Here is a 20358-nt window from a genome sequence, read left to right on the forward strand (position 1 = left end):
AGGTGACTGATGCAATCTGAAATCGCTCAGATCACCCCTCACGTCGGCGGTGTGATCGGGAACGCCTGGCTGATGATCGCCCTTCCGCTCGTGGGGGCGTTCATCCTGCTGGTGTTCAACAAGTTCACCAACCGCTGGGGCCATCTGCTGGGCGTGGTCATGTCGCTGGCCTCGTTCGTGGTGGCGGTGCTCGCGTTCTTCGAGCTGATCGGGTTCGGCGAGGAGGAGCGCCGCCGGGCGGTGCACCTGTACGAGTTCATCCCCGGCATGGTCGACATGGGCCTGCTCATCGACCCGCTGTCGATCAGCTTCGCGCTGCTCATCACGGGTGTCGGATCGCTGATCCACATCTACTCCATCGGGTACATGTCGCACGACGAGCACCGGCGCAGGTTCTTCGCGTACCTGAACCTGTTCGTCGCCGCGATGCTCCTGCTGGTGCTGGCCGACAACTACGTGGGCCTGTTCATCGGCTGGGAGGGCGTGGGCCTGGCCTCGTACCTGCTGATCGGGTTCTGGCAGTTCAAGCCCTCGGCGGCGGTCGCGGCGAAGAAGGCGTTCGTCGTCAACCGCGTCGGTGACTTCGGCCTGCTGGTCGGCATGTTCATCATCTGGACGTCGTTCGGCACCCTGGCCTTCAAGGACCTCGGCGCGAAGATCGGCGCTGGTGGCGCCTCCGACGGCACCATGCTCGCCATCGGCCTGCTGCTGCTCCTCGGCGCGTGCGGCAAGTCGGCGCAGCTCCCGCTGCAGTCCTGGCTCCTCGACGCCATGGAGGGCCCGACCCCGGTCTCGGCCCTGATCCACGCGGCGACCATGGTCACCGCCGGCGTCTACCTGGTCGTCCGCTCGGGCGCGTTCTTCTTCCCCGAGGGCTCGGGCGCGGCGCTCGCCGTCGCGATCGTCGGCGCGGCCACGCTGCTCGCCGGTGCGATCATCGGTTGTGCGAAGGACGACATCAAGAAGGGCCTGGCCGGCTCGACGATGTCGCAGATCGGCTACATGATGCTCGGCGCGGGCCTCGGCCCGGCGGGCTACGCCTTCGCGATCGGCCACCTGATCACCCACGGCTTCTTCAAGGCCGACATGTTCCTCGGCGCCGGATCGGTCATGCACGGCATGAACGACGAGGTGAACATGAGGAAGTACGGCGGCCTGCGCAAGTTCATGCCGATCACGTTCGTCACGTTCTTCATCGGCTACCTGGCGATCATCGGGTTCCCGCTGCTGTCCGGCTACTTCACCAAGGACGGCATCATCGAGACCGCGGTCCACCACCAGCCGATCCTGGGCTGGCTGGCCGTGCTCGGCGCGGGCATCACCGGCTTCTACATGTCGCGGATGGTCTTCATGACCTTCTTCGGCCAGAAGCGCTGGGCCGACGACGCCCACCCGCACGAGTCGCCGCTCGTCATGACGGTGCCGCTGATGATCCTGTCGCTGGGAGCGCTCGGTCTGGGCGCCTACCTGGTGCTGGGCGGCAGGCTGTACGACTTCCTGCGGCCCGCCGTGGGCGGCGAGGCGGAGGCCCCGAGCTTCCAGTTCGCCAGCACGCCCGGCCTGGCCACCCTCGCGCTCGTCGCCGTCGGTGTGGTCTTCGCCTGGATGAGGTACGGCCGGGCAGAGGTGCCCTCGGTGCAGCCGCGCGGCTCCTTCCTCACCACGTTCGCCCGCCGTGACCTGTACGGCGACGCCCTCAACGAGTCCCTGTTCATGCGTCCCGGCCAGTGGCTGACCCGCATCGCGGTGTTCTTCGACAACCGCGGCGTCGACGGGCTGGTCAACGGTCTGGCGGCAGGCATCGGCGGGAGCTCGGGTCGCCTGCGCAGGCTCCAGACGGGCTTCGCGCGAACGTACGCGCTGTCCATCCTGATCGGTGCCGCCCTGCTGACCGGCGCCCTGCTCCTCGTTGGGAACATCTGATGTCACCCTGGCTCCCGATACTCATGGCGGTGCCCGTTGTGGGCGCCATCGTGGTGGCCCTGCTTCCCAAGGGCGGCGACAAGCTGGCCAAGCAGGTCACGCTGGCGGTCTCGCTGCTGACGATGGTGCTGACGGGCGTCATGGCCGCCGGGTTCAAGCCCGGTGGCGAGCGCTTCCAGTTCAAGGCGGAGTACGACTGGATCCCGAGCTTCGGCGTGAAGTTCGGGGTCGGCGTCGACGGCGTCGCCCTGGTGCTGATCGCCCTGTCGGTCGTGCTGGTGCCGATCGTCGTCCTGGCCTCCTGGCACGACGCCGACGGCGTCAGGACCGCGGACGGCACGCTGATCACGCCCAAGCGGTCGGTCAAGACGTACTTCTCGCTGCTGCTCGTCCTTGAGACGATGATGATCGGCGTCTTCGCGGCGACCGACGTCTTCCTCTTCTACGTGTTCTTCGAAGCCATGCTGATCCCGATGTACTTCATGATCGGGTCGTACGGCGGCGCCCAGCGGTCGTACGCGGCCGTCAAGTTCCTGCTGTACTCGCTCTTCGGCGGCCTGCTCATGCTGGTCGCGGTCATCGGCCTGTACGTGCTGGCGAACAAGGGCACGTTCATGTTCGAGCCGCTCGTCGGGGCCATCAAGGACCCGACGACGCAGAAGTGGTTGTTCGGCGGCTTCTTCATCGCCTTCGCCATCAAGGCGCCGCTCTGGCCGGTGCACACCTGGCTGCCCGACGCGGCCGCCCAGGCCCCGGCCGGCGCCGCCGTGCTGCTCGTGGGCGTGCTCGACAAGGTCGGCACGTTCGGCATGCTCCGCTTCTGCCTGGAGCTGTTCCCCGACGCGGCCAAGGCGTTCACGATGCCGATCGTCGTCCTGGCGGTCATCAGCATCATCTACGGCGCGATCGTGGCCATCGGCCAGACCGACATGAAGCGGCTCATCGCCTACACGTCGATCTCGCACTTCGGCTTCATCGTGCTCGGCGTCTTCGCCATGTCGTCGGTCGCCCAGTCCGGCGCGGCCCTCTACATGGTCAACCACGGCTTCGCCACGGGCGCGCTGTTCCTCGCCGCCGGGTTCCTCATCGCCCGGCGCGGCTCGCCGTTCATCGCCGACTACGGCGGCGTCCAGAAGGTCGCCCCGGTGCTCGCCGGCTTCTTCCTGGTCGCCGGTCTGGCCGGTCTCTCGCTGCCCGGACTGTCGTCCTTCGTCAGCGAGTTCATGGTGATGATCGGCACGTACTCCAGCGAGGCGCACGGCTCCGGCGCGCTGACGGTGGCCGCGATCATCTCCGCGGTGGCCGTGATCCTGGCCGCCGTCTACATCCTGTGGATGGTCCAGCGCACCCTGAACGGCCCGACCGCCGAGCCGGTCAAGGCGTTCAAGGACCTCAACGCCCGGGAGATCTGGGTGCTGGCGCCGCTGGTCGCGCTGATCATCGGGTTCGGCTTCTTCCCCAAGCCGCTGCTCGACGTGATCAACCCGTCCGTGCAGCAGACGCTGACCAACGTGCACGTACCCACTGCCACCATCGCTGAGAAGGGGACAGGTCAGTGAACGACGTCATCCCAGCGCCGACGATCGAGTACGGCACGCTGGCGCCGTTGCTGATCATCTTCGGCGCTGCCTGCATCGGCGTGCTCGTCGAGGCGTTCGCGCCCCGCTACCTGCGCAAGTCCATCCACGTCCCGCTCACGCTGCTCAGCCTGATCGGCGCGTTCGCGCTGGTCATCCTGCAGGTCATGCGCGGCGTGCCCACCCAGGCCGCCGCCATGGGCGCGGTCGCGGTGGACGGTCCCGCGCTGTTCATCTGGGGCGTGATCATTGTCCTGTCGTTCGTGTCGGTGCTGCTGATCAACGACGAGGGCCACTTCGTGGCCTCGGCGGCGGCCGTGCCGGGCAGCGCGGACGAGGAGGAGGCCGAGGCGGCCGACAACGGCGCCGGGCAGACCGAGGTCTACCCGCTGGTGCTGTTCGCGGTCGGCGGCATGCTGCTCTTCCCGGCCTCGCACGACCTGCTGACGATGTTCGTGGCCCTTGAGGTCATGTCGCTGCCGCTGTACCTGCTGTGCGGCCTGGCCCGCCGGCGCCGCCTGCTGTCGCAGGAGGCTTCGATGAAGTACTTCCTGCTCGGCGCGTTCTCCTCGGCGTTCTTCCTGTACGGCACCGCCATGATCTACGGCTACGCGGGCACCGTCTCGCTGCCCGGGATCAACGCCGCCCTGGCCAAGGGCGCGCTGCTCGACCCGCTGCTCATGGCCGGGCTCGCGCTGCTCGGCGTCGGCCTGCTGTTCAAGATCGGCGCCGCGCCCTTCCAGGCGTGGAAGCCCGACGTCTACCAGGGCGCCCCGACCCCCATCACCGCTCTCATGGCCTCCGGCACGCTCGTCGCGGCCGTCGGCGCCCTGCTGCGGGTGTTCTGGGTCGGTCTGGGCAACCTGGACTGGAACTGGCGGCCGGTCATCTGGGCCGTCGCGGCCCTGACGATGATCGTCGGCTCGATCCTGGCGATCACGCAGACCGACATCAAGCGCATGCTGGCCTACTCCTCCATCGCGCACGCGGGCTTCCTGCTCGTCGGCGTGATGGCGACGTTCGGCTCGGCCGGGCAGAACGCCCAGTCGCTCAAGTCGATCCTGTTCTACCTGGCGGTCTACGGCATCACCACGGTCGGCGCGTTCGCGGTGGTCACGCTGGTGCGCGACCCCGGCGGCGAGGCGGGACACCTGTCGCGCTGGGCCGGGCTCGGCAAGCGTTCGCCGGTGCTCGCCGGGGTGTTCGCCTTCTTCCTGCTCGCCTTCGCCGGAATCCCGCTGACCAGCGGCTTCTTCGGCAAGTACGCCGTGTTCGCGGCCGCGCTGAACAGCGGCACGCAGCCCGGCGACTCGATGGGCGGCTGGATGGCCGGCCTGGTCGTGGTGGGCGTGGTGGCCTCGGCCATCGCCGCGTTCTTCTACGTCCGGGTCATCGTGCTGATGTTCTTCAGCGAGCCCGCGGCCGACGGCCCGGCGATCTCGGTGCCCAGTATGGGGACCGTGGCCGTCATCGCCGTTTCCCTGCTGGTTACCGTAGGAGTGGGGCTCTACCCGGAGACCCTCCTCGGTGTCGCCAACGACGCCGCTTCGGCACTGTTCATTAGATAAGGGGATCTCGTATGTCTGCGCCGCCCGTGGTTGACCTTCCCATCGAGGACGAACGGTTGGCGCAGGACGTGGCCACCGGATTGGCCGCGGTCGAGAAGCTCCTGCGCTCGTCGGTGGAGAGCGAGGACGCCTTCGTCACGGAGGCGTCCAAGCACCTCATCGAGGCGGGCGGCAAGCGGTTCCGCACACTGATGGTGCTGCTCGCGGCCCAGTTCGGCGACCCGTCCGCGCCGGGTGTCGTGCCCGGCGCGGTGGTCATCGAACTGACCCACCTGGGCTCGCTCTACCACGACGACGTCATGGACGAGGCCCCGGTGCGCCGGGGCTCGCCCTCGGCCAACGCCCGCTGGGACAACACCGTGGCGATCCTCACCGGCGACTACCTGTTCGCCCAGGCCTCGGACCTCCTGGCCGACCTCGGCCCCGAGCTCATCCGCATCCAGGCCCAGACGTTCTCCCGCCTCGTCCAGGGGCAGATCCGCGAGACGGTCGGCCCGCGCGACGGCGAGGACCCCGTCGGCCACTACCTGAGCGTCCTGGCCGACAAGACGGGCTCCCTCATCGCCGCCTCCGGCCGGTTCGGCGCGCTGCTGTCCGGCGCCCCCGCCGACGTCGAGGAGCGGCTGAGCCGCGCCTGCGAGGCCGTCGGCGTGGCCTGGCAGCTCGGCGACGACCTGCTCGACGTGGCCTCCTCGGGCGCCCAGTCGGGCAAGACTCCCGGCACCGACCTGCGCGAGGGCGTCCATACCCTGCCGGTCCTCTACGCGCTCACCAGCGGCGAGCAGTCGCGGCTGACCGAGCTGCTGTCCGGCCCGGTGCCGGAGGAGCACGTTGAGGAGGCGCTCACCCTGCTGCGGGCCCACCCGGCCATGGAGCGGGCCCGCGCCGAGCTGACCGCGTGGGTCGACCGGGCCCGCGTCGACCTCTCCGCCCTGCCCGACATCCCGGCCAGGGCGGCGTTCCTAGCTCTCTGCGACTACGTGGTCGAGCGTTCGGGCTGACCGCCTGACCCGGGCGGCCGTCCGTGCCGCCCGGAGGCTGTCGTAGGTGAAGATGGCCAGGGCCAGCCACACGATCGAGAACCCGATCCACCGGCTGGGCGGCATGACCTCGCCGGCGATCGTCACCCCCACGATGAACTGCAGGATCGGCGCGATGTACTGCAGCACCCCGACGGTGCTCAGCGGCACCCGGATGGCCGCCGCGCCGAAGAAGATCAGCGGCACGGCCGTGATGATCCCGGCCCCCACCAGCAGCAGCGCGTGCCCGAAGCCCTGCTGCCCGAACGTGGCCTGCCCCGCGAACTCCAGATAGATCAGGTACCCGAGCGCCGGCAGCAGCAGCACCAGCGTCTCGACGGCCAGGCTCTCGGTGGCGGCCACGTTCGCCTGCTTCTTGACCAGCCCGTACACGCCGAAGCTGACGGCGAGCGTGAGCGCGATCCAGGGGAGCCTGCCGTAGTCCAGGGTCAGCACGACCACCGCCAGCGCCGCGAACCCGACCGCCGTCCACTGCAGCGGACGCAGCCGCTCCCGCAGCACCAGCACCCCGAACAGCACGCTGACCAGCGGGTTGATGAAGTACCCGAGGGCGCTCTCGACCACGTGGCCGGTGTTGACCGCGTAGATGTAGGTGCCCCAGTTGACGGTGATGACGATGGCGGCGATCGTCAGCAGGACGAGCTTGCGCGGCTGCCGGGCCAGCTCCCTGAACCAGCTCCAGTGCCGGCGCACGGCCAGCACGACGGCGACGGCGACCAGGGACCAGACCATCCGATGAGCCAGGATCTCCACGGCTCCGGACGGTTTGAGCAGCGGCCAGTACAGGGGGAACAGCCCCCACATGGTGTAGGCGGCGATCCCGAACAGTACACCGCGCCGAAGGTCAGGCATGTAACCCATTTTCGGGCCTTACCAGCTTAAATACAAATGTGTGTCACTATACGGGAATGTTTAGGTGTCCTTAACTGTTCGGGCGTTGTGTAGGCGCAATCCCGCCACCCACGCCACGCCGCCGCCCGCGGCGCTTGCGTAGGGTGGAGACACCTGATGGAGGTGGCACGATGGGCTGGCTGTTCGGCGGCAACAAGACATCGATGGTCCGACCCGAGGACGCTCTGCCGGGCCGCTCGGAGGCGATGCCCGTGCCCGCGCGGCACGCGGTCCTCGACGCCCCGCTCGCCCCGCCGTACCCCTCCGGCCTGGAGGTGGCCGACTTCGGGCTGGGCTGCTTCTGGGGGGCCGAGCGCAAGTTCTGGCAGACGCCCGGGGTGGTGACGACCGCCGTCGGCTACCAGGGAGGCTACACCCCCAACCCGACGTACGAGGAGGTCTGCAGCGGCCTCACCGGGCACACCGAGGCCGTCCGGGTGGTGTTCGACCCGGCCCAGGTGTCGTACGAGGAGCTGCTGAAGGTCTTCTGGGAGAACCACGACCCGACCCAGGGCATGCGGCAGGGCAACGACACCGGCACCCAGTACCGGTCGGCGATCTACTACCACTCGCCGGAGCAGGAGAAGGCGGCGGAGACGTCCCGCGCCGCCTACCAGCAGGTCCTCACCCAGGCCGGCTACGGCACCATAACCACCGAAATAGCCCAGGCCAAGCCTTTCTACTACGCCGAGGACTATCACCAGCAGTACCTCCACCGCAACAAAAATGGCTACTGCGGGATCGGTGGGACTGGCGTGGCCTGTCCGGTGGGCCTGACCTCCGGCGAGGCGTAGACCTGCGGAGATAGCTAGTTCCTGGCTCATGGTCGCCCGGTACGTCCGGCGTCGACCATGGGCCAGACCCGTCTTCGGCGACAACCTTCCTTACAGGTTCAAGGGCGTGCCGCCTGCGGCCGCCCGCCGCGCGTCGGGCGGTCGCTGGCCGCGCTGCGGCTCTTCGGCCGGTCACGGCCAGCACCGCGCACGCGCCTTCAGCGATACGGCGAAGAGCTTGAACGGCGAAAGGCATATCACGGCCAAGCTCTCGATCATCTGGGCCTGATGTTGCGCATCAGACCGCTACCGCTGAGGACACCGCAGGCTCAAGCTTGCCGAATTGCACTCTTAGGAGATCAAGCGGCGGCGCTCCGCGCCGCCGGTGCGGGCCTGCGCTCGGCCGCACGCTGCGCGTGCGGCCTAGGGGCCGTTCTCGCGCACGGCCGTGCTCGGCCCGCAGTGAAGTAGCACGCAGGACGATGACCTCACGTCACGGTGTGCTCCCTCTGGAAGACCCGTCGCTAGCCGCTGGCCTGCTGCCACTGTTCGCCGATAGCTCGAATTCTTCGAGCTATCGCTGCTTTCGGCATCGAGGAACGATAACCGTGTTTAGATTCTTCTACGACTGCGATTCTTGGAGAGGTCAGAAATCTTAACGCTTCTAGTACCTCTTCTTCGCTGGCGAGAAAGTCATAGCGACGAAGCTCTCGACGAATGCTCGTAAGGTCAAGCCATCCGTCCTCTTGGAGCGGGTTGAGAGCTTCTTCTTCAAGGACCTCTATCACGGCATGTTCCACCTTGGAACGACGCTCCTCTCGGCGCCATAGCCCAGAAAGCGTTTCATCGCGTTGCGCACAACTGAGGGCGGGATCCACAAGAGGTGCTAGTTGCATCACCGTGAGAGGAGTTATAGCTTGTCGGCGTACCGTTTCGGCAAGAAGTGAAGCAAGAATCACGGCGATATTCGGGTCTCTGTCTGCTGCCTGCTGGAGTCGCCGGTCAAATCCTGGACCAACTAGCAGTGTATGTGCTGCGCCAGCCTTTTCTCTATGTTCAGGTAGCCCGAGAAGGTTTGCTGCCTCTTCAGAGACGCGACCCGTTGCTGAACTCTTTGTTTCAAGAGTTAGTAGTTGGCTCTGTACGCCGATTCCAGTTCGTACTGTTCCATCTGGCCGGCCGGATCCTCCGATGTGATTGCTGGGCATACCGAGGTAGTTGAATGCCGCGACAGCCGCTCTTTCAAGGCGCTGATAATTTGCGCTATCAATACTAGCTGCCTCGATTTCGTCGGCCAGTGTCTGAGCGTCACTTACTGCGTTGGGTGATATATCTGCTGCAGTCTGGGGTTTAGCGTCGACTTCGGAGCTGGGTTCGCTTGGGCAGGCGATATCCTGACAAAGGATTGTGCTGCGAAAGAGCCGACCTAAGGAGGTGACGCGGTAATCGGTAGTTCTTAATTTTTCAATCAGCCCGCAAGCTATTAGGATGCTCACGCGACTGTTGATGGCCGTGTCTATAAGGCCACGACCTTCCGGGTGATAGTTGGCGCTGCGCTGCACTAGCGCTTTCGGATAGTGGCTGATACTGGGGTCATCCAGATCATGAAGGATCTCGCCGAAATACCATACGTGTGCATGCGCAATGCGGACGAGATCTAGAGGATCCTGGCTTTCTAGCCATGACTTAGCGAGCGCAGTTGTACTCCACGAGTCCGATGAGACTTGTTCGATGATTCCCAAGGCTTTAAGGGAGCCGATGATAGATTCTGCTGAGGAGTCCTGAATGTTGAACTCGCTGACGCAGAAACTTTTCAGCTCAGTCGTTTTGACTGCCGGTATCGCCAACTCAGCAAATGCGGTCAAAACGTCTAGTTTGTCCGAGTATTTTTTGTCCCTGGGTAGGTAGAGCATGCCGCCTCGGGCTCTACTGGCGAGCGTGGCGGCGTTCAAAGTCCCAAGTAGCTCTGCTACTGCAGGGGCTGGATCACTGATTGATGGAGCAGGTAGTTCGGCATCGGATAGTGGAGATGCGACCTCTATTTTATCGAGAACGCGCTGTCCGGCTTCCGTGAGATGTAGACGTTTATTGTAGAAGTCTAGGATTCCTAAAGTTCGGAGCCAATTTGTGCGATTACGGATCTGAGTGTCCGACTTCCAGTGTAAACCATATTGAGTATCCGCTATTTCCATTAATTCGTTATGGGTAAGTGCGCCCTCTTGGGAAAGTGCTAGTAGTAGCTCTCCTATAAATCGAATATTACAGTGAAATATTACAGTGAGAAGTTCGTCGTCACCCGAAGCCAGCCAGTGCTTTCCTTGAGGTGTGACTCGGATATGGGGCCCATCCAGAGTGATCAGGCCGGTGCGTCGAATGTTTTTAGCGGCTTCGCCAGCCGTCAGGGAATCACTGCCCCGCGGCCACATGATTCGAGTGGACGCAAGAGTCTCTGTGGTGAATGCTGTCAGCAAAGACCTTAGAAGTTCTGGCCACTCTTTATACGTGCCTGGGAACAGGGGTAGTCCCATGGCGCGTGTGATCCAAGGCAGCGGTCGGAACACGCTAGTAGGTGCCTCGGCAACGCTCTCTTCTAGCACATGAAGGATCATAGCTAGCGTCAGCGTTCTTGTTCAGAGGTTCTGAAGCAATTCTCTCAAACCACAACCGAAGCCAGGTACCTGTTGGGGGAGGCTCTGAGTTAGGGGTCCTCCTGTCAGCGGGGCCCCGCCTTCAGGACGTCGGGGAACCGGAGAGCGCGGCGCAAGTGTGAGTGACGAGAGCTCTCTACCCGCAGTCCGGTAACTTCTGTCCTCCTCGCTGCCCAAGTGTCCCGGCCGTGCCCACCGCCTCAAGGGCGCCTACGGCGTCGCTTCGCGATCGGCTCCGCCGCCCCTTGACCCGGCGAACCCGGCCTTGGGGATCGGCAGCTACGAGGAGGATGGGGGCAGATTAGGGGCCAGCTCGGCACTGCTCCAGGCCGCATGCGTGATCACCATGCACGGGTTGCAGTTCGCCGTCATCCCGGTACGTTCTGGATGGACCGCCGAGCCGTCGCGATCCAGGTTGGACGGATCTGGACGCCTGAGATCCGAGCTGCTAATGCGGTTTGGTCCATGTTTTGACTCCGCCGTAGAGGTGCGGGCCTCCCGATCGCCTTGCCATGGCTGGTCGCCGTAGGGTGTTTGGGGGCGATCGACGGTCCAGGGCTTCGTCCCTCAGCCCCGGCCCACCGGGTATCAGGCGCAGGTCGGATTGGGAACTTGGGCTTCCGCAACGCCTCTGCCGCTTGGCCTGGAAGCCCTGCGCTCCTGGTCAGTTAGCTGAGGAATCACCTGTGACAGGTGCCCGTGACTTCTGGAGCCTAATTTCGGCGTGTAGGTTCCCGGCCAGCTCCTCCAAGGTCTCTCCGCAACGCACGTTGGAGAGACCGCTGACCTTAGGTAGGAAGTTGACTCGTATGGCGACCCAGCCTCCGGGCATATCGGTGATCTGCCAGCCGGGGAATCTGTTGAGCACTTGCTGCACGGTCAGGGGCACGGCTGCGCTCCGGCGATCAGTGACGAGAGCGGATGCGACATGCGCAGTTGCGTGTAGCGGAGGGCGACTCGGTAGGCGGCGCGGGCTGGCTGGGTGAAGGGGTGGCCTGCGTAGATCGGTCGGTGTCTGCGTGGGTTCCAGCCGGTGCGCCACCAGTACGTGCCATCCGCACACCAAACGATCAGGTCGACCCAGACCGACACCATGGGCGTGCCGTAGTCGTGATGGACGTCGGCAGTGATTCCCTCGTCCCCAAGGGCGGCAGCCAGTTGTTGTGCGGCGGCCAAGGGGTGAGGCGGTAGTTCGTTCATGTACTGAGCGTTGCTGTCATGCAACAGCAGGTGAACGGCCTAGTGCTGCTGGTGGTACGGGTATTCCCGTCACGAATATCGGTACGGCCGAGGGCAGCGGCTTAACCTAGCGTTGTGACCCAGATACCGCCGCAGTTCTGGTCCGGGCCAGTCGTGGCCGCCGCTCTCGCCGAGTGCGATCTACCAACCATCCTCGAAGAGGTGCGGCGGGCGCAGGGTTGGACGCAGGGCCAGCTCGCTGAGGCGGTCGGCTACTCCCAGAGTTGGGTGTCCAAGGTGTTGCGTGGTCGTCAGCCGCTCACTGTGGACCAGGTCCGGGAGATATCCATCCAGATCGGGGTGCCGCTTCACTTGCTCCGATTCGGAGCCCGAGGGGATGACGATCCGACGAAGCGCAGAGATTTCGGCAAGGCGCTGGCGTTGACCGCGCTGGCGGGGGTGGCCCTGCCCAAGCGTCCCGATGTGGACGAGACGACGGCTGCCACGCTGACCAGCATCACCGGCGCCCAGCGTCGGTTGGAGGCCGTCACGCCTGCACGCGAACTCGCCAGGCCGGCTGTGGCGCAGGTCGATCTCGCGAGCCGCGTTCTCGGCCGCGCGTCGCGGTCTCCGCATGCTGACGAGATCCGGGCCGGTCTGAGCGAGGCGGCAGGCTTCGCGGCTTGGGTGCACGCCGAAATGCAGGACACCGGTTCGGCGCGGCTCTACTACCGTCGCGCCGTCGACAGTGCACGACAGGCCAACCATGCGCTGCTGGCGGCGTACATGATCGGCAGTCTGGCCGCGTTCGAGATCGACGCCAACGACCCGCTGATCGGACTGAATCTCTTGGCGCGGGCGCGGCGGGAGATCGGTGAGCGGCCACCGGCCATCGCCCGCGCGTGGCTGTCGAGCCTCGAAGCGCTCGGCCATGCGACCGCGCGGGACGAGGCGGCGGCGCTTCAGGCGTTGAGTGTGGCCGAGGCGGCGGTACGGGCTGGTGAGCGGGCCGCCGCGCCGCTTTGGCCGTGGGTGTTCCCGTTCGATGGCGCGAAGCTGGCGGGATATCGGGCTCTGGTGATGGTACGGCTCAAGCGGCCGGTTGAAGCCGTTGCCGCGTTCAACGAGTCGCTTGCGTCGGCCCAGCCCGGTGCGAAGCAGCGGGGTGTGCTCATGACAGAGGTGGCGACGGCTGAGGCCATGTCGGGGCGCTATGACGAGGCGCTGTATCTGGCGTCCAATGCGCTTACGGTGGCGACGACGTATGGCTCCGAGCGTGTCCTGCACCGGGTCAAGAACTTCCGGCGATCGTATGCCGGGCCGTCGTCCAGCGGTTTGCGCTCGTTCGACGAGCGTCTTCACGCCACTCTGATCTAGGGGGATCATGGTTCGCATCGCTGTGTCCGGCCATCGGGGCTTGCCGGAGGGAACCGCCGTACTCATCGACGGGGCGGTACGTGAGGCGCTCGCGGAGTACGGTCGTGAAGTCGCCGGATTGTCCTGCCTGGCGGACGGGGCTGATCAGATTTTCGCTCGCGCGGTACTCGACCTCGGCGGCGTGCTGGAAGCCGTGATCCCGGCCAAGGAGTATCGGGACGGGCTGCCGGGCGAGTGCCATGCTGCGTACGACGAGTTGCTGGGCCGGGCGGTCCGAACTCACCGGCTGGACTTTGTGGAGTCCACCGCGGAGTCGCACATGACGGCCAGCGCGCGGATGCTGGACGACGCCGATGTGTTGTTCGCCGTCTGGGACGGGCAGCCGGCCCGAGGCTATGGCGGGACTGCTGACGTGGTGGCCGAGGCACGGCGGCGGGAGGTGCCCGTACGGGTGATCTGGCCGGATGGAGCCCAGCGAGATTAGGAGCCTCTAGACGTTAGGTGCCTGGTCAGGCGGCTGATGAGCCTCTAGGTGTGCCTCTAGACCTAGAGGTGATCTCTCTAGGTCTAGAGGCACAGGGTTCTATCGGTTCTCGCCTGCTTGCTGTCGTGCGATCTCGCGAGCGGTGGCGATCCGTTGGCGTGCTACCTCGGCCCAGAAGGCCTCTCCGTGGCGATGGCCGCTTCCGGCATAGTGCCATTCGCCTACCGTCACGGTCTTCTCTGGATCGGGAGGCGGGGTGCCAGTGATCAGCCGGGCTTGCTCGGCGCGGAAGTCGGCGCGGGCCTGTCGAAGGTCCCCGAGTCTGATCGAGTAGTGGCGCGACTTGGTGGAGAAGTGTCCCCGGTAGCCCAGCATGTGCGCCCACTGTCGCAGGAGCAGGGTTCGGTAGGGATGGAGCTCGGCGAGGCTGAAACAGGTGTAGATCATGCGGCGGGCGTGCTCGGTGACCTCCAGGTCGGCGATCTGTCCGGCATGCCGAATCGGACGGTCTACGGTGCCTGCGGACTCGGCTCCCTTAGTGGCGTACTTGGCCACGTACGCGGCGACTCGCTGATCGCTCAGTCCGCCCAGCTCGGCTGAGACGTATACGGGTCGTACGTCGAGCTGATCGCCCCACCGGACAGGTGAGGGCGGCCCGTCCTCTATTCGGACCGCGACCTGACTGGCGGTCCGGCGTATGGCCCGGTCGAGCAGGTTGATAGTGATGTGGTCCGGAGGACGGTCGGCGGGTCCGTCCGGTCCGTCGAGTCTGACGATGGCATGGAAGTGGACCAGGCCGCGCGCTTGGTACTCGGCGACCTTGGCGTACGAGAGGCGGATCGTGCGGCGTAGCTCCATGCGGGTGATGCCGAGCAGACGAGCCAGGACGCTCGGCACCGTCTTGGTGAACTCCCGCCAGAGCATGCCTGCGTGGGCGTTCCACAGGACGGCTCCGATGTAGTCGTAGCAGTCCACGCACAAGGGCTGCCCGACCTGGATGTCATCGCGTTCGTGACGCGAACCGCAGCCCTTCTGCCGGCCATGCTCGCAGACGGGACGGTCCCGGCGCGGACGACATGGGAGCGTCCGGCCGGACTGCTCGCGGTGGGCGTGGACCGCACCGAAGGATGGAGCGGTGAAGGTGACAAACGCTCGGGGATGCTGGCTGACCGCCTCCGGAACGCCCTTGCCGCCGCGTAGGCCAGTGATGATCAGGTGGTACGTGTCGTCCTTGTAAACCGCCGAGCATGCCGGGCACCTGGACGCGCGCCGGTTGCCGCAGGCTGTGAGCAGGAAGCCGGTCGGCTCGTCGGCGGTCCGGTACATGTCGAGGATTTCACCCGTCCGGCTGTCCAGCGTGTACCTCTCGCCGCGCAGCCGGACCGGTTGGGCGCAGCCGCCCGTGGCGTGGACCATCTGTTGCCAGCGGGCGAAGTCGGGCATGGCCGCTCGCTGCATCACAGCCCGCATCTCGGGTGACAGGTGAGGAACCTCGCTCATGCGGCGTCCTTCCCGGAGGAGCCGTCGGGCGAGGTTTGGCGGGCGACGCATACGCCGAGCACGGTGGCGATGCGCTGCCACTTCTCTTCTGACCAGCGAGGGGATCGTGCGGCTTGCTGCTTGCCCCACTCCTGGGCAGACAGCTCGTTCGGTTGGTTCAGGTGGCCTCCTCAGCTCGTGGGCGGGAGCCACCGCCGTACCTGACGAGCACGACCAGACGCCAGCGCCAAGGCAGCCTGAAGACAGCCGTTGGCGGTGGTACCAGCAGCGAGAGAACAGGAATGGAGTGCGGCGAGGAGGTGAATGGCGCGCTCTTTGTGGACACCTGCCGTCGGGCCGGGAAATCCGACGGGTCATCAGTGGTCGTGGATGTGCTTGCCCGGAATCGTCTATGCGCCTTGAGGTGATTCGCCGAGATGTTCGCTGCGGTCGTGCTGTAGAGGGACGGTGGCTCTTGGTGTGAGTACGTTGTACCACTCGAAGAACGTGTCTACGCAGGTCGGAGTTCCGGCGGCGACCCGAGGGCAGACGTCCGGTACGTACCGTAGACGTCCGGCCGGGTCCGTAGACGTCCGGTTGTCACCGGTGGTTCGAGGGCAAAGTAAGAAGGCTGTCGCCCAAAGGTAAGGGAGACAGCCTTCTCGGACGTCCTGGACGTCTTGGGCTCAGCCTTCTCGCCAGATCGGCTCAAGCAGGTCGGGGTTGAACGTCCTGCGTCCCTTGCCTGAGGGATAGATGATCACGGCTAGGAGGGCTTCGCGGATATACGACCGCTTGATGGTGAGGGGGAGCCCGTCTTCCTCCTCTGGCAGGTACCAGCGCCGTCGGATGTCGCTGATGTCGGTGTCGGAACGGGCTTGGCGGCGTTGAGCGGCGGCGGTGAAGCCTTGAGCCTCGGTGCGAAGGCGGGCGATGCGCTTCTCAAGATCAGGGGCCGTCGAGAAGAACAGTTCATTCGTGATGTTGCCAGCTGTCCACTGCACGCGCAGTTCCTCCAGCCGGGTTTTCGCGCCCTCGTACTCGGCCTGGCCCGGCCATTCGGCGGGGGTGGCGGACGCGGCGAGTTGGACCTGCTCCAGCTTGGCGAGGACTGCTTCCGAGATGAAGAGATCAACCATGTCACCGCGCCGCCCGAGTCCGCCGCAGCCGCCGACGGTCTTGCCCGGGCAGATGTAGATGTGCTGGATGCAGTCCTTGCTGTGGGTGACGCGCAGCGAGGTGTTGCAGAGGGAACCGTCCGGCTTGGCGCGACCGCAGCGGAGGAAGCCGGTGAGCAGGTAGTTCGGCTCGCGGAAGTCCGGTGTGAGGATGTGGCCGATGCGCCCGTCCCGGTGGATGTAGTGGCCTCTGCGGGCGTCGAAGATGTTCTTGACCGCCATCCACTGTTCGGGTGTCACGATCGGTTCCCACTGCCCGACCACGGGGTTGCCCTCTGCGTCCCGGACGAGTTCGCCGTTGATCTCCCGCCAACCGCAGACGCGAGGGTTCTGCACGGTGAGCTTGAGCGACTGAGGGGTCCACTCGTTCCCCAGCGATGTCTTTGCGCCCTCCCGACGCCATTGGTTGGCAATGGAGTAGAGCGAGCGGCCTGCGACGAGGTCAAGGACTGCCTGCCGTACGAGAGGTGCCTCCTTAGGGTCGAGGGTGAGTCGGTCGGGCTTCCAGCCGAAGGGGCGCGTACCGCCGACGGGCAGTCCTTGCTCGGCTCGCGTCCGATGCGAGCGGCGCATACGGCGCTGCATCTTGCGGACCTCCATCTTGGAGATCACCGCGCCGAAGAGGCCCATGCTTTCGGTGTCCTCGCTGTACAGGTCCTTCGTGCCGCGAGCGTCGGCGAACACGCGCCCGTCCTGGTACGTGATCGCTTCGACGAAGCGCTCGTAGTCACCGGGGCGTCGAGCGAGACGGTCTTCCGCGACGATCACGACGCCTTGCACCGCCGTACCGTCGGGGAGTTCGCCGGCTCGGAGAACCCGCAGCATGGCCTCGAAGTCGTCGCGTACGACATCGGCCTTCGCCGCTGACTTGTCGTTGTCCGTGTACTCGTGGACGACCGTCCACCCCTGCCGTTCCGCCGTCTCCCGGTTGAGGCGGTGCTGGTCCTGCACCCCGTGCTCATCCCGCCTGATGTCGGCGGAAATGCGAGCGTAGGAGACGACCGGGACAATGGTCATGTAACTCTCCTCACATGAATTGTTGCGGAGAGTCAAGTTCTACCACCAGCAGTACCTGTACAAAGTGCCCAACGGGTACTGCGGAATCGGCGGAACGGGCGTCGCCTGCCCGGTGGGCCTGACGTCCGGCGAGGCGTGAGCCGAACGTCGGCCCAGGCGTCGCACTTCTGTGCAGATAGATATACAGTTAATGCATGACTGTTCTGCACGACGCTACTGAGCTGAGCGTCACAGAGGCGGCCCAGCGAGGGGTTGCCCGCCTAGTGGCTGATGCGGAGCAGGGGACTGATCTGGTGGTCACCCGTCGGCGTCAGCCAGTGGCGGCGGTAGTGAGTATCCGCCGGCTCAATGAGCTGGAGGAGGCGGCGGCTGATCTGCGTGATCTGGCGCTGGTGCTCGCCCGGTCGGTTACGGACACGGGGGAGCGGGTCTCACTCGATGAGGTGCTTGCCGCCTTCGGGCATACTCGCGAGTCGCTGTCCGCCATCCCGGACGATGAGTGAATCGTGTCCGACGTCGCCTTCACGGCGCCGGCGGTCGACGACCTTCGGCGGATCGGCCCAGACGCGGTACCCAAGGTGCTCAAGAAGATCCTTCTCCTGCTGGACAACCCTGAAGCTGGTTATCCGCTTGGCGGGGAACTGACCGGTTTCCGGAAGCTGGTGGTCGGTCGCAACACCTGGCGTGTCGTCTACCGCATCACCGAGGACAAGTCGGTGGAGATCTGCGAGGTGTGGGCTGTCGGTGAACGTGCCGACGCCGAAGTGTACGAGGAGGCGACGGCGAGGGTCCGGGAGGCGGGTACGGGCCGGCCTGAGATCATCCAGCTCGGCCAGGTGATCGAACGTCTCGGCGCGCTGGCCGATCACATTCGGGTGGAGAAGGCATCTCCCAGGGAACCCGTTCCAGATTGGCTCGCGGACCGCTTGATCTACACGGTCGGGATGGCGCGTGAGGATGTTGCCGCCCTTGACCTTGAAGAGGCGGTCGACACGTGGGCTGAGTACCGGTCCAGGCGTCATTAGGTCACGCATCTATCGCCTGAAGCAAAGCGCTACCGCCAGCAGTGCCTGTACAAAGTTCCCAACGGCTACTGCGGGATCGGCGGAACGGGTGTGGCCTGCCCGGTCGGCCTGACCTCCGGCGAGGCGTAGACCTGCGGAGATAGCTAGATTTTGGCCCATGGTCGCCCGGCACGTCCGGCGTCGACCATGGGCCAAAGCCGTCTTCGGCGACAACCTTCCTTGCAGGTTCAAGGGCTCGCTGCGCCGGCCGCCGGCCCGCTTAGCGGTCTGGCGGGCTTGCGCGTGCGGCCTGGGGCAGTTCGCGCCCGCCACCGCACGCGGGCCGGCGGCCCCCGACGATGAGCTTCAAGTTTCTGCCGCCCTGCTCCCGGTGCTCGGGTCTGGAGGCCCTGCGCTCCGGGTCGGGTTGCCAGCGATCTACCCGGGTTTCTCCCTGTGGTGGAGGCTGGCGTATTGCGGGGCCGTTTCAGACGCTTCGAAGGGAACTTTGCTCCCCGCTGCCCTGTCTGGTCTCCGCCTGCAGATTCGCAGCCAGTTCATCCAACGTCGCCCCGCAACGGACGTTGGACAGTCCGCTTGCACAGGGAACGGGCTGCTTCCGAATGGCCACCCAGCCTGCGGCAATCTCCTGAACCTGCCATGCCGGGTACTGGGCGATCAGCTTCGCCAAGGTCATGGGCACGGGTGCGCTCCGGCGAGCGGCGTACCGATCGGCTGAGACTCCCGTAGTTGGGCGTAGCGGAGAGCGATTCGGTGAGCGGCCTGAGCGGGTTCGGTGGAGGGGGGCCAGGCGTATATGACTCGCTGTCGTCTCGCATCCCATGCCGATCGCCACCAGTAGCGCCCGTCGTGACACCAGACGACCAATCCGGCCCAGACGGACACCAGCGCCAGGCCGTAGCCGTCGTGCACGTCTGCGGGGACTCCCTGGGCGGCGAGGGCGTTGGCCAGGGCAGCGGCGGCGTGGGTCTCCGGTGCGAGCGGAGGGCGGCTCACAACGCCTCCTCTGCTGTCTCCTGCTCCTTCAGCTGCTCGGCGAGATGGACGATGTCGTCCGCGTCGATCGTCTGAGACAGGCCGTGATCTACTTCGCGCGGGGACAGGCGACGGCCGTTCCGGGTGGCCCAGAGACGGCCCGCAGAACTACGCCAAATGCACCAACCGGGAAATGCCGCTTGGAGGTCTTCGAGAATCACCGGAGTGGACATGCGATCAGCGTGCTTACCTGAGCGTGACAAACCCACCGCGTTATCAAGACGTCCAGGACGTTACAGCGTTACGCTCCGAACGTCCTGACGTCCTCCAGTTCGAGGTGTGCCGTGGCCAACGTCCCCCTACGCAGCGCCATGCTGAACGCCCAGGTCACGAACCAGCTTTTGGCCGACCGATGTGGCGTGGACGTCAAGACGGTGGAACGCTGGCTGCAGGACGAAACCCGCGTTCCGCACATGCGGCATCAATGGGCAGCCGCAGAGGCACTAGGAGTTGAGACAGCCGTGCTATGGCCGGATGCAATTCGCAATACGGTGAAAACTGGGCCGGATAAGGAAGTCTTGACCGTCTATCCGTATCGCTCCGCATGTCCGAAATCAATCTGGCGCAATCTCATCAGCTCGGCGCGCAACGAGATCGTGTTCGCCGGTTACACCAACTACTTCCTGTGGCTGGAACACCCCAATCTCGCGAAGGTGCTCAAGCGGAAGGCGCAGCAGGGGTGCAAGATCCGGTTCCTCGTCGGCGATCCGGAGAGTGAGGTGACGCGCCACCGCGAGGACGTGGAGAACGTTCCGCTGACCGTCTCCACGCGCATCCGGATCACTCTGTCGGAGATCGAGCAGCTACGCGACGTTGCCGGTGTCGAGGCCCGGTTCGGTGACGAGCACATCGCCATGAGCGTGTTCCGGTTCGACTCGGAAATGCTCGTCACGCCGCACTTGGCGAAGCTCGTTGGTCACGACTCGCCCATGTTGCACTTGCGGCGGTATCAGGACGACGGCCTGTTCGATCGGTTTGCCTACCATGCCTCTGAGCTGTGGGGCAACGGCCGAGACGTGTGGCAGCAGCCCCAGCCCGCAGGCCCGATCCTGGGTGACTAATTGAGCGACAACCGGCTTCCCGCGATCTCGGTTAGAGGCACGGGGCCCTATCGCTTCTCGTCTGCTTGTTGTCGGGCGATCCTGCGAGCGGTGGCGATGCGAT

At 65.5% G+C, this 20358-nt stretch carries 16 protein-coding genes and 1 pseudogene; 11 read left to right on the forward strand and 6 right to left on the reverse strand.

Annotated elements, in window-relative coordinates; genetic code table 11:
- The first annotated feature begins 9 nt into the window (after positions 1–9).
- From nuoL to ACWEJ6_RS13850, 4 genes are read left to right on the forward strand one after another with little or no spacing between them, the layout of a single operon-like run.
- Positions 10–1923, forward strand: a complete 1914-nt coding sequence (nuoL, locus tag ACWEJ6_RS13835) for an NADH-quinone oxidoreductase subunit L (RefSeq protein ID WP_357966359.1) — start codon at positions 10–12, stop codon at positions 1921–1923.
- On the forward strand, positions 1923–3482 hold the full coding sequence (locus ACWEJ6_RS13840) for an NADH-quinone oxidoreductase subunit M (RefSeq protein ID WP_352322502.1): 1560 nt from the start codon (positions 1923–1925) through the stop codon (positions 3480–3482). The genes nuoL and ACWEJ6_RS13840 overlap by 1 nt, the downstream gene beginning before the upstream one ends.
- Complete coding sequence (gene nuoN / locus ACWEJ6_RS13845; protein WP_358290238.1) at positions 3479–5068, forward strand: NADH-quinone oxidoreductase subunit NuoN; 1590 nt, start codon at positions 3479–3481, stop codon at positions 5066–5068. The genes ACWEJ6_RS13840 and nuoN overlap by 4 nt, the downstream gene beginning before the upstream one ends.
- An 11-nt stretch (positions 5069–5079) precedes the next feature.
- Positions 5080–6069, forward strand: coding sequence for a polyprenyl synthetase family protein (locus ACWEJ6_RS13850; protein WP_387678081.1), 990 nt, complete (start codon positions 5080–5082; stop codon positions 6067–6069).
- Here the strand turns inward: ACWEJ6_RS13850 and rarD are convergent.
- On the reverse strand, positions 6031–6960 hold the full coding sequence (rarD, locus tag ACWEJ6_RS13855) for an EamA family transporter RarD (protein ID WP_387678083.1): 930 nt from the start codon (positions 6958–6960) through the stop codon (positions 6031–6033). The two genes, ACWEJ6_RS13850 and rarD, sit on opposite strands and share 39 nt — an antisense overlap.
- 170 nt (positions 6961–7130) lie before the next feature.
- Here rarD and msrA point away from each other — a divergent pair, with 170 nt between their 5' ends.
- Complete coding sequence (gene msrA / locus ACWEJ6_RS13860; RefSeq protein WP_358290230.1) at positions 7131–7793, forward strand: peptide-methionine (S)-S-oxide reductase MsrA; 663 nt, start codon at positions 7131–7133, stop codon at positions 7791–7793.
- A gap of 503 nt (positions 7794–8296) precedes the next feature.
- Here the strand turns inward: msrA and ACWEJ6_RS13865 are convergent.
- On the reverse strand, positions 8297–10198 hold the full coding sequence (locus tag ACWEJ6_RS13865; protein WP_452423789.1) for a hypothetical protein: 1902 nt from the start codon (positions 10196–10198) through the stop codon (positions 8297–8299).
- 1101 nt (positions 10199–11299) lie between these two features.
- Complete coding sequence (locus ACWEJ6_RS13870) at positions 11300–11620, reverse strand: hypothetical protein (RefSeq protein WP_452423791.1); 321 nt, start codon at positions 11618–11620, stop codon at positions 11300–11302.
- Between the two features lie 114 nt (positions 11621–11734).
- On the opposite strand from ACWEJ6_RS13870, the gene ACWEJ6_RS13875 reads away from it, so the two are divergent.
- Together ACWEJ6_RS13875 and ACWEJ6_RS13880 are read left to right on the forward strand one after the other, a co-directional pair.
- Complete coding sequence (locus ACWEJ6_RS13875) at positions 11735–12976, forward strand: helix-turn-helix domain-containing protein (RefSeq protein ID WP_452423793.1); 1242 nt, start codon at positions 11735–11737, stop codon at positions 12974–12976.
- A 7-nt stretch (positions 12977–12983) separates the two neighbouring features.
- A complete protein-coding gene (locus tag ACWEJ6_RS13880) occupies positions 12984–13460 on the forward strand; it encodes a hypothetical protein (protein ID WP_452423795.1) in 477 nt (158 codons plus the stop codon).
- Positions 13461–13559: 99 nt separating this feature from the next.
- On the opposite strand, the gene ACWEJ6_RS13885 is transcribed toward ACWEJ6_RS13880, so the two are convergent.
- Both ACWEJ6_RS13885 and ACWEJ6_RS13890 read right to left on the reverse strand, forming a co-directional pair.
- On the reverse strand, positions 13560–14960 hold the full coding sequence (locus tag ACWEJ6_RS13885; RefSeq protein ID WP_452423797.1) for a replication initiator: 1401 nt from the start codon (positions 14958–14960) through the stop codon (positions 13560–13562).
- 665 nt (positions 14961–15625) lie between these two features.
- A complete protein-coding gene (locus ACWEJ6_RS13890; protein ID WP_452423799.1) occupies positions 15626–17134 on the reverse strand; it encodes a recombinase family protein in 1509 nt (502 codons plus the stop codon).
- Between the two features lie 40 nt (positions 17135–17174).
- Here ACWEJ6_RS13890 and ACWEJ6_RS13895 point away from each other — a divergent pair.
- The 3 genes and pseudogenes from ACWEJ6_RS13895 to ACWEJ6_RS13905 form a co-directional block, all read left to right on the forward strand.
- Positions 17175–17273 (forward strand): annotated as a pseudogene (locus tag ACWEJ6_RS13895) (peptide-methionine (S)-S-oxide reductase MsrA); the annotation flags it as partial.
- Between the two features lie 55 nt (positions 17274–17328).
- The gene (locus ACWEJ6_RS13900) at positions 17329–17637 is read left to right on the forward strand and encodes a type II toxin-antitoxin system prevent-host-death family antitoxin (protein WP_237103413.1); all 309 of its coding nucleotides are present in this window, start codon (positions 17329–17331) and stop codon (positions 17635–17637) included.
- A gap of 3 nt (positions 17638–17640) precedes the next feature.
- Entirely contained in the window at positions 17641–18159 is a 519-nt protein-coding gene (locus tag ACWEJ6_RS13905; protein WP_452423801.1) for a type II toxin-antitoxin system RelE family toxin, read from the forward strand.
- Between the two features lie 992 nt (positions 18160–19151).
- Here the strand turns inward: ACWEJ6_RS13905 and ACWEJ6_RS13910 are convergent.
- Positions 19152–19367: a hypothetical protein gene (locus tag ACWEJ6_RS13910; RefSeq protein ID WP_364327272.1), complete on the reverse strand. Its 216-nt coding sequence runs from the start codon at positions 19365–19367 to the stop codon at positions 19152–19154.
- Between the two features lie 111 nt (positions 19368–19478).
- On the opposite strand from ACWEJ6_RS13910, the gene ACWEJ6_RS13915 reads away from it, so the two are divergent.
- Positions 19479–20255 (forward strand): hypothetical protein, encoded by a 777-nt coding sequence (locus ACWEJ6_RS13915; RefSeq protein WP_452423804.1) that lies wholly within the window; start codon positions 19479–19481, stop codon positions 20253–20255.
- Positions 20256–20358 lie beyond the last annotated feature (103 nt).

Source organism: Nonomuraea sp. NPDC004702 (assembly GCF_053601695.1).

What these genes read in the sequence shown, in the direction of transcription:
- ACWEJ6_RS13870 (WP_452423791.1), bottom strand. Translation starts at nt 11,620, where the DNA reads ATGAACGAACTACCGCCTCACCCCTTGGCCGCCGCACAACAACTGGCT.
- ACWEJ6_RS13910 (WP_364327272.1), bottom strand. Translation starts at nt 19,367, where the DNA reads ATGTCCACTCCGGTGATTCTCGAAGACCTCCAAGCGGCATTTCCCGGT.
- rarD (WP_387678083.1), bottom strand. Translation starts at nt 6,960, where the DNA reads ATGCCTGACCTTCGGCGCGGTGTACTGTTCGGGATCGCCGCCTACACC.
- ACWEJ6_RS13865 (WP_452423789.1), bottom strand. Translation starts at nt 10,198, where the DNA reads ATGTGGCCGCGGGGCAGTGATTCCCTGACGGCTGGCGAAGCCGCTAAA.
- ACWEJ6_RS13880 (WP_452423795.1), top strand. Translation starts at nt 12,984, where the DNA reads ATGGTTCGCATCGCTGTGTCCGGCCATCGGGGCTTGCCGGAGGGAACC.
- ACWEJ6_RS13890 (WP_452423799.1), bottom strand. Translation starts at nt 17,134, where the DNA reads ATGACCATTGTCCCGGTCGTCTCCTACGCTCGCATTTCCGCCGACATC.
- msrA (WP_358290230.1), top strand. Translation starts at nt 7,131, where the DNA reads ATGGGCTGGCTGTTCGGCGGCAACAAGACATCGATGGTCCGACCCGAG.
- nuoL (WP_357966359.1), top strand. Translation starts at nt 10, where the DNA reads ATGCAATCTGAAATCGCTCAGATCACCCCTCACGTCGGCGGTGTGATC.
- ACWEJ6_RS13900 (WP_237103413.1), top strand. Translation starts at nt 17,329, where the DNA reads ATGACTGTTCTGCACGACGCTACTGAGCTGAGCGTCACAGAGGCGGCC.
- ACWEJ6_RS13885 (WP_452423797.1), bottom strand. Translation starts at nt 14,960, where the DNA reads ATGAGCGAGGTTCCTCACCTGTCACCCGAGATGCGGGCTGTGATGCAG.
- ACWEJ6_RS13840 (WP_352322502.1), top strand. Translation starts at nt 1,923, where the DNA reads ATGTCACCCTGGCTCCCGATACTCATGGCGGTGCCCGTTGTGGGCGCC.
- ACWEJ6_RS13850 (WP_387678081.1), top strand. Translation starts at nt 5,080, where the DNA reads ATGTCTGCGCCGCCCGTGGTTGACCTTCCCATCGAGGACGAACGGTTG.